Origin of the sequence: Spirillospora sp. NPDC049024 (genome assembly GCF_040649235.1) — a bacterium.
Classification (GTDB): Bacteria; Actinomycetota; Actinomycetes; order Streptosporangiales; family Streptosporangiaceae; genus Spirillospora.
Genome location: NZ_JBEZFD010000012.1, coordinates 1 through 12,095, shown reverse-complemented (window position 1 = coordinate 12,095; position 12,095 = coordinate 1). Strand labels below are relative to the sequence as shown.

The following is a 12,095-nucleotide window of genomic DNA, read 5'->3' as shown; positions in this document are numbered from 1 at the left end:
TGCTCGCGCTGGCGCTAAGGGCCCCTTGGCTGCGTCAGGCCTCAGGACTGGCCTCAGAAGGCCGCGAGGCTGGGCAGGCCCCAGGGCTGAACCTCAGACCGCGGGGCGGGCCCACGGCGCGCGGGGCTGGTGCTCAAGCCGGGGCTGGCGCTCGGCGCGCGGGGCTGGCGCTCAAGCCGGGGCTGGAGATTCGTGAAGCTCTACCGGCCCGCGCCCGTCCCGCTTCTGCAGGTCTACGGGGATGGGACCGAGGAGGTCAGCATCGCGGTGAGCGCGCTGCCGGTGTCGGGCAGCGCATGGGCCTACCACGGCGCCCGGCTCGGACGGCGCTGCTGGCTGCATCTGTGTGACGGCACCGATGGTGCCGCCAAGGTGGTCGGCGACCTTCTCAGAGACCAGATGTGCACGTCCACTTTGGTGAGCTGCCACACCTTGCGAAAGGGATCCACATTTCTGAAACGGCTAGTCTGATTAGACATCCCAGCGGGCGGCTTCGAGAAGGTCGGCGAGGTAGGCGGCGGCTTCTCTGGAGAGGCCTGGCAAGCACTCCTGGAGGGGCTCCACGAGGGCTTGGGGGACGGTGCCGTACTCGACGAGATGTCCCAAGGAATGGGCGATCTCCTCTTGGACCAGCGAATCGTTCTCTCTTACGAGCGCTTCCATGAGCGGGAGCACTATCGAGGACGCGTCCCGGCCGGTCTTGCACGCGCCGATTAGCAGGTCCCCGAGATGGGCGGCCGCCAGTTCACGGACGTCGGGCTCCCCGTCTGCGAGTCTCATCGCCAGACGCTGAATCTCTCTCACCACTTGGCGAGAACCAGCGTCATCCCGCGCGGCGGCGGCCAAGTCCTTCGGGCCGCCGCCAGCCGCATCAAGGGGCTTCACGCCATATCCGGGACGGAGGGCACCGCAACGGTGGTGTCCAAGGCATGCGCCAATCGGTCGACAAGTCGGAGGACGGGCTCTGCACCGACCGCCTCACATCGCGATAGGGCGGACGGCATCATGCGTCCCGGCACGCCGGTTCCAGCAGAGTCATCCCAAGCTCTAGGCGCCGCTCACGCACTGCTTTGCCCAGTTCATCGGCACATGGAGCAGCCTGACTGTCCTCGTGCTGTCGATCCCTGTCGGTCATCGCCAAACTCGAAGCGCTCATCGCCCATGTCGCGGCTCCTGCGGCTCTGATCCGCTCGATCATAGGGCTGCCAGGCCATCCGGTCCCGCCGTCCTAGCGCTTTCACCCTTTGACCTGATTACTCAGGGGCGCAGGACGATCTTGCCGTGGGTGCGGCGTTGCTCCAACTCGCGGAAGGCGTCCTGCACCTGGTCCAGGGGGTAGACGCGGGCTATCGGCACCTCAAGTTCACCGCGGGCGGCCAGCCGGGCCAGTTCGCCCAGGACGACCGCGCACGCCGCGCCGCTTTCTCCGACGGTCTGCGCGCCGACCTTGGCCGCTGTCGCCCAGTCGCGGATCGTGTTGATCCGCTCGGGCCGCACGCCCAGTTCCACCGCCAGTTCGACGTAGCCGATCCCGAACGTGTCGATGAACGCGTCGACGTTCCCGCCGCTGGCCTGCCGGATTCGTTCGGCCACGCCGTCCCCGTACTCGACCGGGATGACGCCGTGCTCCTTCAGCCACGCGTGGTTCGGTTCGCTCGCCAGGCCGATCACCGTGGCACCGCGCCGCCGCGCTAGCTGGACGGCGAGGGAGCCGACGCCGCCGGCCGCGCCGGAGACCACGACCGTGTCGGAGGGGCCGGGGTCGACGGCGAATACGCAGGCGTAGGCGGTGGCACCGGCCACGTGCAGCGATCCGGCCACGTCCCAAGACAGGCCCTTCGGACGCGGGGTCAAGCGGACGTCGTCCACCGCGACGAACTCCGCGTGGCTCGCCCTGTCGTGGGTGAAGCCGAGGACCTCATCGCCCACCGCGAAGCCGCGCACATGCGATCCGACCTCCACGATGACTCCGGCAAGGTCGCTGCCCTGTCCGGAAGGGAAGGTCGCCGGCCAGCGCTCATGCAGCCCGCCCGAGCGGATCATGGCCTCGCCGGGCTGGATCCCCGCCGCGCGGACCTCGACCAGAACCTGGTCGGGACCGGGCACCGGACGCTCCACCTCCTCCACCCGCAGGACATCGATCCCGCCGTACTCGTGGAACCGCACCGCCTTCATCGCGTGATCACCGCTCTTCCTCGTTCGACATGCCGGATGGCCGCGCCTTGAAGCGTGCCTTCGTCCCGGCGGCGGAGGAACGGAGCGGTTTCCCTAGGATCAACGGTCCGAGGATGTGGTGGACGAACAGTGGTATCACTGCCGATATGGGGATGCACCGCGACGACCTCGCCGATTTCCTGCGCCAGGCGCGGGGGCGGCTGACTCCACGGGACGTCGGGCTGGTCGAGGGGACGAGGCGGCGCACGCCGGGCCTGCGCCGCGAGGAGGTCGCGGCGCTCGCCGGGATGTCGGTCGACTACTACATGCGGCTCGAACAGGCCAGGAGCCCGCAACCCTCGGTCCAGATCCTGGCCGCGCTGACGCACGCGCTGCGGCTGACGACCGACGAGCGGGACCACCTGTACCTGCTCGCGGGGCACCGTCCCCCGGAGGGAGCGCGCGCCGGGGAGTACCTGCGGCCGAGCCTGCTGTACCTGCTCGACCGACTGGAGAACGTGCCGGTCCAGGTCCTGAGCGATCTCGGCGACCTGCTGGCGCAGAACGACATGGCGCAGGCGCTGTTCGGATGCGTGTGCACGGTAGCGGCCGAGGACCGCAACGTCGTGCTGCGCTGGTTCACCGAGCCGGACGTCCGAGGCCACTTCGCGGACGAGGATCGCGAGGAGCAGGCCCGGCAGCTCGTCGCCGACCTGCGCGCCGCGGTGGCCCGCCGCGGAAACGACGCCGCGTCCCGCGCGCTGGTCACCCGGCTCCGCGCGGCCAGCGAGGAGTTCGCGGCGCTCTGGGACCGGCACGAGGTCGCGGTGCGCAGGTCGCACCCGTGGCGGCTGCTGCATCCCGAGCTCGGCAGGATCGAGTTCGACTGCGAACTGCTGGCGACACCCGCGGCGGACCAGCGCCTGCGGATCTTCACCCCGCCGCCCGGCGGCACCGAGCCGCTGGACATGCTGCGCCTCCTCGGCCCGCAGCACCGGCACGGCACCGCCGCGGCGAGGGCGGAGGAAAGCGGAGCCCCCGCATAGGCCGCGCGCCGGTCGGCGGTCGGCGTACCGCCGGCACTCGCCGGTGAAGACGGTGGCCAGATCGGTTACGAGGTCCAACGCGACGCTGACCGACGCGGCGCTGACCAACACGGCGCTGACCGCCGTGGCGAGGTCGGGCGTACGGGCGCCGTCCAGCGCGTCCGGGTCGCGGGCAAAGCTTCGTCGCGAGCCCGTCGACGACGGTGGCGAAGCAGACGGCGGCGAAGCAGACGGGGCAGGGCGGACGGCGGTCGGCCCCCGGGTCCAGGCTCGCCGCGGCGTGGTTGGGCGTACGGGCGCCGTCCAGCGCGTCCGGGTCGCGGGCAAAGCTTCGTCGCGAGCCCTTCGGTGACGGCGGCGAATCGGACGGCAGTTGGCCCCGGGTCCCGGTCTGCCTCGGCATCCTCGCACTCCTTGCCGTTGTGGACGGCCTAGGCGATCTCGGCGCGCGGCGCGCGGGCGGTCGCGGCGTCTACCTCGGCGAGGGCCGGGGCGTCGAGTGCGCGCCCGGCGAAGGCCTTGGCGACCCGGGACTCGGCCCGGCGCGTCGCTCGCCGGCGCCCGCGCCCGTCCGGTGGGGACGCTGCCCGCACCACCGCGCGGCTGGCGCGCTGGCTCGGCGGGCAGGCACGCCGGGGCGGAACTAGGTCGTCCAGGCCCCCCGCACCGGCCGCCGCCGTCGCGGCGCCCGCCTGGGCATGCGTCCAGGGGGAGGAACTCGGCCAGCGCCTCCGCCAGGACCCGTGCGATGGGCCTCCGGCGCTGGATCCCGGCCTGGACCCCCGCCCTGGACCCCGGCCTGGACCCCCGCCCTGGGGCCCGGCCTGGACCCCGGCCTGGACCCCCGCCCTGGGGCCCGGCCTGGACCCCGGCCTGGACCCCCGCCCTGGGGCCCGGCCTGGACCCCCGCCCTGGGGCCCGCCCTGGACCCCGGCCTGGACCCCGCACTAGACCCGGGCCTGGACCCGGGCCTGGATCCGGGCCTGGATCCGGGCCTGGATCCGGGCCTGGATCCGGGCCTGGATCCGGGCGTCGGCCCTGACCCGGATGGAGGCGCTGGTCCGCCGCCGCGCTGGTCCACCTCGCAGTGACCGGCGGTTGGGTGGCGGCGGGTGCTCCCCCCTTCTCGCTCGCGTGCCGCTGGGCGGCCCGGGTCAGCTGCGACCGCTGCTGGCCTGGGTACCCGATGCCTTCATCGCCGGGGAAGGATCGCCGGGTGTGCGGCTGCGGCGGTCGGGGTCGTCCTCGCTGTCCTCGGCGTCATCCCTGCGGTCGGCTCGCGCCGGCGAACCGCTTGAGCGCACCGCCGGTGTCGGGCGTCGCTGTTAGCGTCGCGGCCATGATCGACAAGGCAGCCGTGATCGACAAGCCGCATGCGGCTCTCCCCGACGAAGATGTCCTGATCATGCCGGAGCGCTGGCGCGGCGGTCTGCATCCGCGGCGCGATGGGGCGCCAGGTCCGGGGATCACGCTCGATGCGGCGGCGAGCAAGGCCGTCGCGCGGGCGGTGGACGAGGCGCGGGACGAGATCGAGCGGACCCTGGGCGACCCGGGAACCGCGCCGGAGCTCGCCGCCGCGGCGCGGGCCCATCTCGGCGGGGAGCCCGACCCGTGCGGCGCGGCCGTCCTGTCGCTGATCACGGCGGGCGAGTCGGTCTGGGGGCGCGAGCACCAGCGGTACGTGGACGCGTGGGCCTTCGAGCACGGCGTCGCGTTCGCCGCGTGCGCGCTCGCCGACCGATGGGGACTGGAGTCGAGCCCGGACGGGGAGATGCTGGACGGACGGCGGGGCAGGATCGTGCGCGCGGTCGCGCCGGGCGTGCGCCCTGTCCGAGGCCTGCCGGACGGAGCGCTGCGCGTGCGCTCCCTGCTGGCCGCCGTGACCGAGGAGCAGTACGCCGAGGCCGTCGAGAGGCTCGCCGAGCGGCGGGTCTCGGTCCGGCAGCGGCTCCTGACCGCCTACCTGGTCCCGACGCGCGACGACTGGGTGAGCGAGCTGTGCCGGCACCCTGACGGGGTCCCCCGTCATGTGCTCCTCCGGTGCCTGGGGACGTCCGCACACCTTGAGCTGCTCGGCGCCCGGGCTTGGCTGACCGCAGCCGACTGCTACGAGCCGGAGAACCTGCACGCGCTCGCCGACGGTCTCGGGCCGGCCGCCGTTCCGCTCCTGGTCCCCGCGCTGGACGAGTACCTCGACTCCTCGCAGCGGCGGGACGCGCTGCTGGACGTGCTGGGCGTCCTGCCGTCCGATGAGGCCTTCCGCGCGCTGCTCCAGAGGCGTTCCAACCCGCACGTCAGCGGTGAGCTGATGAAGGCGATGAAGCGGTTCCCGGTCCGGGCGGTGCGGGAGTTGGCCGCAGAAGCGAACACGGCAGGGGTCGCGGAGCTGCTCGACGAGCACGTGCGCGGCAATCTCGACATGGTCAAGGCGGCCCTGCCGATGCTTCCTGAAGAGGTCCGGACGGCGGTCGAAAAGATCGCGGCAGGGCTCGACACGATTGCCGACGCCGACCCCGCGGACCTGCCGGTCGTCCTGGTGGACCCGCCGTGGGCCCGCAAGCGGGAGCGGCCGGAGCCGGTGGTCATCACGGGGCTGTCCGCGCCCGAACCGTCGATCGTCTGGGCCGAGGACGGGCGCGACACCCTTTGCGAGTTGGCGCTCCCCGTCCCCTATGGGTGGAGTCACGACGGCGAGGTGCGCGGGCCGTGGGACCAGCGGATCGCCGATTTCGAAACGGGCCGGCTCAGGGGCTTCGAACAGGTGGCCTTGCTCTGCTTCGGTCCCGCCGAGCAGGTCCGGCACCTCGTCGCCGGCTGGGCTTTGCGGAAGGACGGCTACGACACCTACCAGGAGCCCGAAAGGTGGGTGCCGGTTCTGGCCGAGCGGTTCGGCCTGGACGCGCTGACCGCCGTCGTGAAGGGCGCCCGGAGCAAGCCCGGGAGCTGCGGGCACGTGGTCGTCCCGTATGCCGCCGAGCCGGTCGCCGAACTGGTCGCCGGCTGGCTGCTGCGCGGCAGGACCGGCAAAGAGCACGCGGAGGCGTGGCTGCGGAGGCACGGCCCCCAGGCGGTGCGGCTGCTGCTCCCGGCCGCGTTCGGCAAGCCGGGCAAGCGGCGTGACGCGGCCGAGTACGCCCTGACCTTCCTCGCCCGGGACCTGGGACGCGACACCGTGGTCGAGATCGCCCGCGACCAGCGTCCCGAAGCGGGCGCGGCACTGGACATGACGCTCGACCACGACCCCGAGCAGCTCGTCCCGCGGAAGATCCCGGAGATCGGGCCGTTCGCCGACCCGGCCGTCCTGCCCCGGGTGCGGCTGGCGGACGGCGGACGCGCGCTGCCGGTCACCGCCGTCCGGCATCTGCTCACGATCCTGGCGATGTCGCCGCCGGACGACCCCCACCCCGGCCTGGAAGCCGTGCGGGACGCGTGCGACGCCGATTCGCTGACCGTGTTCGCCTGGGCGCTGTTCGAGCGGTGGCGCCGGTTCGGTGAACGGGCCGAGGACGCGTGGGCGCTGACGGCCGTCGGGTGGTTCGGCGACGACGAGGCCGCGCGGCGCCTCACCCCCGCCATCCGCGCCTGGCCGGGCGAGAACGGCCACCACAAGGCGGTCAAGGGCCTGGACGTGCTGGCGATGATCGGCACCGAGACCTCGCTGATGCTGCTCGACGGCATCTCGCACCGGGCCCCGTTCAAGGCGATCAAGAAGCGGGCCGAGGAGAAGATCCAGGAGGTCGCCGCGCGGCTCGGGCTGAGCGGCGAGCAGCTCGCCGACAGGCTCGTCCCCGGTATCGGCCTCGACGCGGACGGGGGCATGACGCTCGACTACGGTCCCCGGCGCTTCGTGGTCGGGTTCGACGAGCAGCTCAAACCGGTCGTGTCGGACGAGGACGGCCGCCGCCGCGCCGCGCTCCCCAAGCCCGGCGCGAAGGACGACCCGGACCTCGCCCCCGCCGCCTACGCCGCATTCACGCAGTTCAAGAAGGACGTCCGGGCGACCATGCCGAACCAGGTCCGGCGGCTGGAGCTGGCGATGGTGACCGGCCGCCGGTGGGCGCCGGCCGAGTTCCGCACGCTGCTGGTCGACCACCCGCTGATGTGGCACATCACTCGACGCCTCCTCTGGCTCGCGGAACCCAGCGCGGACACGGAGACGAACGTCCCAGTCATCGCGTTCCGGCTTGCGGAGGACCGATCCTTCGCCGATGTCGACGACGGCGATTTCGTCCTGCCGGACGGCGCCCGGGTCGGGGTGGCGCATCCCCTGGCGCTCGGCGACGCGCTCGCCGCCTGGTCGGAGGTCTTCGCCGACTACGAGATCATGCAGCCTTTCCCGCAGCTCGGCAGGGACGTCCACCGGCTCACCGAAGAGGAGCGGCAGGACGTCCGGCTCGCGCGGTTCGAGGGCCTCACCGCCCCCTGGGGCAAGGTGGTCGGGCTGGAGCGGCGCGGCTGGCGGCGCGGCACCCCCATGGACAACGGCACCGAACGTTGGATCTCCCGTGCCGTCCCTGGCGGCCTGCATGTCGTGGTCGAACTCGATCCCGGGATCCAGGTCGGCTGGGCCGACGGCAACGAGGACCAGAATCTCCGCACGGTGTGGCTCGCCGACGAGCCCGGCGACTTCCTGCACTGGAACACCGGCTCCCAGCACCGGTTCGCCGAGCTGGACGAGGTCACCGCATCCGAGGTCATCGCCGACCTGGCGTCGATCACCTGATCCCGCTCGTCCCGGACATGCGGAATCCCGCTCGTGCCGGACATGCGGAAGGCCGCCCCCCGCGTGGTGCGGGAGGCGGCCTTCCGTGCGTGCCCTCTGTGCCCTTACCGGTCGTACTGCTTACCGGTCGTACTGCTTACCGGTCGTACTGCTTACCGGTTGTACTGCTTACCGGTTGTACTGGCCGAAGTCGTACTCCTCCAGCGGGACGGCCTCGCCGGAGCCCTGGCCGAAGGCGTACTCGGCGCCGTCGTCGTAGGAGCCGACGGAGTACACCGCCGCCTTCGCCTCCTCGGTCGGCTCGACCCGGACGTTGCGGTACTGCGGCATGCCGGTACCGGCCGGGATGAGCTTACCGATGATGACGTTCTCCTTGAGGCCGAGCAGCGGGTCGCTCTTGGCGTGCATCGCGGCCTCGGTGAGCACCCGGGTCGTCTCCTGGAAGGACGCCGCCGACAGCCACGACTCGGTCGCGAGCGAGGCCTTGGTGATGCCCATCAGGACGGGGCGGCCGGCGGCGGGCGTGCCGCCCTCGGCCACGACGTTCCGGTTCGTCTCCTCGAAGATCGGACGCTCGACGAGGTCACCCGGGAGCAGGTCGGTGTCGCCCGACTCCAGGATGTTCACCCGCTTCAGCATCTGGCGCACGATGATCTCGATGTGCTTGTCGTGGATCGACACGCCCTGCGACCGGTAGACCTCCTGGACCTCCTGGACGAGGTGCAGCTGCACCGCGCGGGGGCCGAGGATGCGCAGCACCTCGTGCGGGTTGATCGCACCCGCGATGAGCTGCTGGCCGACGCCCACGGGCTCGCCCTCCTTGACCAGGAGGCGGGACCGCATCGGCACCGGGTAGGCGATCTCGTCGGAGCCGTCGTCCGGGACGATGACGACCTTGCGGGCCTTCTCCGTCTCGTCGATCTTGACGCGGCCGGCGACCTCGCTGATCGGGGCCACACCCTTGGGGATGCGGGCCTCGAACAGCTCCTGGACACGCGGCAGACCGTGCGTGATGTCGCCGCCCGCCACACCGCCGGTGTGGAAGGTGCGCATCGTCAGCTGCGTGCCGGGCTCACCGATGGACTGCGCGGCGATGATGCCGACGGCCTCGCCGACGTCCACCCGCTTGCCGGTGGCCAGCGAGCGGCCGTAGCAGGCGGCGCAGACACCGATCTTGGCCTCGCAGACCAGGGCGCTGCGGGTGCGGACCTTCTCGACCCCGGCCTCGACCAGGCGCGTCACGACCGCGTCCGACAGGTCGGTGTCGGCCGGGAAGATGACCGTCCCGTCGACCACGACGTCCTCGGCGATGGTGCGGCCGACCAGGCTCGTCTCCGAGGTGGCGAGCTTGACCAGGGTGCCGTCCTGCAGGCGGTCGGCGACCTCGAAGGGGATCGTGCGGTCGGTGCCGCAGTCCTCCTCGCGGACGATGACGTCCTGCGCGACGTCCACCAGGCGCCGGGTCAGGTAACCCGAGTCGGCGGTGCGCAGCGCGGTGTCGGCCAGGCCCTTGCGGGCGCCGTGCGTCGAGATGAAGTACTCGACGACCGACAGGCCCTCGCGGAAGGACGACTTGATCGGACGCGGAATGGTCTCGCCCTTGGGGTTGGAGACCAGGCCGCGCATACCGGCGATCTGGCGGAGCTGGAGCGGGTTGCCTCGGGCGCCCGACTGGATCATCATCCAGATCGGGTTGTCCTTCTGGAACGCCTTCTCCATGTCCACCGCGACGTCCGCGGTGGCCTTGTTCCAGATCTCGATGAGCTCCTGCTTGCGCTCGTCGTCGGTGATCAGGCCGCGGTTGAACTCCCGCTGCACCTTCTCGGCGCGCTGCTCGTAACCGCCCAGGATCTCCGCCTTGTTGGGCGGCGTGATGACGTCGTCGATCGCGATCGTGACACCGGACCTGGTCGCCCAGTGGAACCCGGTGCTCTTGAGCGCGTCGAGCGCGTTGGCGACGGCCACCTTCGGGTAGGTCTCCGCCAGCTCGTTGACGATCGCCGAGAGCTGCTTCTTGCCGATCTCGTCGTCCACGAACGGGAAGTCGTCCGGCAGCGTCTCGTTGAACATGGCGCGGCCGAGCGTCGTCTCCAGCCGGTAGGGCTGGCCGGGCTCGTAGCCCTCGGGCGCCTTCCAGCCGCGCGGCGGCGGGACGTCCTTGAGCCGGATCTGGATCTTGGCCTGCAGGTCCAGCTCGTGCCGGTCGTAGGCCATGATCGCCTCGCCGATCGAGCCGAACGCGCGGCCCTCGCCCGTGGCGCCGTCCTTCTGCGTCGTCAGCCAGTACAGGCCGATGACCATGTCCTGGGTGGGCATGGTGACGGGCTTGCCGTCCGACGGCTTCAGGATGTTGTTGGTGGACAGCATCAGGATCCGCGCCTCGGCCTGCGCCTCGGCGGACAGCGGCAGGTGCACCGCCATCTGGTCGCCGTCGAAGTCCGCGTTGAACGCGGTGCAGACCAGCGGGTGGATCTGGATGGCCTTGCCCTCGACCAGCTGCGGCTCGAACGCCTGGATGCCGAGCCGGTGCAGGGTCGGCGCCCGGTTCAGCAGCACCGGGTGCTCGGTGATGACCTCTTCCAGCACGTCCCACACGACCGGGCGGGCCCGCTCGACCATCCGCTTGGCGGACTTGATGTTCTGCGCGTGGTTGAGGTCGACCAGCCGCTTCATGACGAACGGCTTGAACAGCTCCAGCGCCATCTGCTTGGGCAGGCCGCACTGGTGCAGCTTCAGCTGCGGGCCGACGACGATGACCGAGCGGCCGGAGTAGTCGACGCGCTTGCCCAGCAGGTTCTGCCGGAACCGGCCCTGCTTGCCCTTGAGCATGTCGGACAGCGACTTCAGCGGACGGTTGCCGGGCCCGGTGACCGGGCGGCCGCGGCGGCCGTTGTCGAACAGCGCGTCGACGGCCTCCTGCAGCATCCGCTTCTCGTTGTTGACGATGATCTCGGGCGCGCCGAGGTCGAGCAGGCGCTTGAGCCGGTTGTTGCGGTTGATCACCCGGCGGTACAGGTCGTTCAGGTCGGACGTGGCGAACCGGCCGCCGTCCAGCTGGACCATGGGACGCAGGTCCGGCGGGATGACCGGGATGCAGTCCAGCACCATGCCGAGCGGGCTGTTGCGGGTGTTGAGGAACGCCGAGACGACCTTCAGCCGCTTGAGGGCGCGGGCCTTCTTCTGGCCCTTGCCGGTGCGGATGATGTCGCGCAGCTTCTCGGCCTCGGCGTCGAGGTCGAAGTTCTGCAGCCGCGCCTGGATGGCCGCGGCGCCCATGCCGCCCTCGAAGTACTTGCCGAAGCGGTCGCGCATCTCGCGGTAGAGCAGCTCGTCGCCCTCGAGGTCCTGGACCTTGAGGTTCTTGAAGCGGCTCCAGACCTCGTCGAGGCGGTCGAGTTCGCGCTGCGCGCGGTCGCGCAGCTGCTTCATCTCCCGCTCGGCGCCGTCGCGCACCTTGCGCTTCTGGTCGGCCTTCGCGCCGGCCTCCTCCAGCTCCGCCAGGTCGCCCTCCAGCTTCTGCTGGCGGGCCTCGACCTGCGCGTCGCGGGCCTGCTCGATCTGCTGGCGCTCCACGGAGATGTGGGCCTCCAGCGTCGGCAGGTCGCGGTCGCGCCGCTCGGCGTCCACGCTGGTGATCATGTAGGCCGCGAAGTAGATGATCTTCTCGAGATCCTTCGGGGCCAGGTCCAGCAGGTAGCCGAGCCGGGACGGGACGCCCTTGAAGTACCAGATGTGCGTGACGGGCGCGGCCAGCTCGATGTGGCCCATCCGCTCACGGCGCACCTTGGCGCGGGTCACCTCGACGCCGCAGCGCTCACAGATGATGCCCTTGAACCGGACGCGCTTGTACTTGCCGCAGTAGCACTCCCAGTCGCGGGTAGGACCGAAGATCTTCTCGCAGAAGAGCCCGTCCTTCTCCGGCTTCAGGGTCCGGTAGTTGATCGTCTCCGGCTTCTTCACCTCGCCGTGCGACCACTGGCGGATGTCGTCGGCGGTCGCCAGACCGATGCGAAGCTCGTCGAAGAAGTTGACGTCAAGCAACTGTTTTCCCCTTGAGTTCTCAGACCTCGTCGACGCTCATCGCGCCCTCGTTCGGACGGCGGGAGAGGTCGATGCCGAGCTCCTCCGCGGCGCGGAAGACGTCCTCGTCGGTGTCGCGCATCTCGATGGAC

At 71.2% G+C, this 12,095-nt stretch carries 7 protein-coding genes; 3 read left to right on the top strand and 4 right to left on the bottom strand.

Annotation, left to right across the window (positions count from 1 at the left end):
• The first annotated feature begins 192 nt into the window (after positions 1–192).
• Positions 193–471 (top strand): hypothetical protein, encoded by a 279-nt coding sequence (locus AB0C21_RS22475; protein WP_500206653.1) that lies wholly within the window; start codon positions 193–195, stop codon positions 469–471.
• Here AB0C21_RS22475 and AB0C21_RS22470 read toward each other — a convergent pair whose 3' ends face one another.
• Complete coding sequence (locus AB0C21_RS22470; RefSeq protein ID WP_500206652.1) at positions 472–885, bottom strand: hypothetical protein; 414 nt, start codon at positions 883–885, stop codon at positions 472–474.
• Between the two features lie 372 nt (positions 886–1,257).
• A complete protein-coding gene (locus AB0C21_RS22465) occupies positions 1,258–2,175 on the bottom strand; it encodes an NADP-dependent oxidoreductase (protein WP_500206650.1) in 918 nt (305 codons plus the stop codon).
• Positions 2,176–2,321: 146 nt separating this feature from the next.
• Here AB0C21_RS22465 and AB0C21_RS22460 point away from each other — a divergent pair, with 146 nt between their 5' ends.
• Positions 2,322–3,200, top strand: a complete 879-nt coding sequence (locus AB0C21_RS22460) for a helix-turn-helix transcriptional regulator (RefSeq protein WP_500206648.1) — start codon at positions 2,322–2,324, stop codon at positions 3,198–3,200.
• A gap of 431 nt (positions 3,201–3,631) precedes the next feature.
• Here the strand turns inward: AB0C21_RS22460 and AB0C21_RS22455 are convergent, their stop codons facing one another.
• Positions 3,632–3,793, bottom strand: a complete 162-nt coding sequence (locus AB0C21_RS22455; RefSeq protein ID WP_500206646.1) for a hypothetical protein — start codon at positions 3,791–3,793, stop codon at positions 3,632–3,634.
• A 746-nt stretch (positions 3,794–4,539) separates the two neighbouring features.
• On the opposite strand from AB0C21_RS22455, the gene AB0C21_RS22450 reads away from it, so the two are divergent.
• Entirely contained in the window at positions 4,540–7,923 is a 3,384-nt protein-coding gene (locus AB0C21_RS22450) for a DUF4132 domain-containing protein (RefSeq protein ID WP_500206644.1), read from the top strand.
• A gap of 168 nt (positions 7,924–8,091) precedes the next feature.
• Here the strand turns inward: AB0C21_RS22450 and AB0C21_RS22445 are convergent, their stop codons facing one another.
• Entirely contained in the window at positions 8,092–11,964 is a 3,873-nt protein-coding gene (locus AB0C21_RS22445) for a DNA-directed RNA polymerase subunit beta' (RefSeq protein WP_149259611.1), read from the bottom strand.
• Between the last annotated feature and the right edge of the window lie 131 nt (positions 11,965–12,095).

Bases quoted from the DNA above. Each gene is read 5' to 3' on its own strand.
- AB0C21_RS22465 (WP_500206650.1), bottom strand. From the start codon at position 2,175: ATGAAGGCGGTGCGGTTCCACGAGTACGGCGGGATCGATGTCCTGCGG.
- AB0C21_RS22460 (WP_500206648.1), top strand. From the start codon at position 2,322: ATGGGGATGCACCGCGACGACCTCGCCGATTTCCTGCGCCAGGCGCGG.
- AB0C21_RS22450 (WP_500206644.1), top strand. From the start codon at position 4,540: ATGATCGACAAGGCAGCCGTGATCGACAAGCCGCATGCGGCTCTCCCC.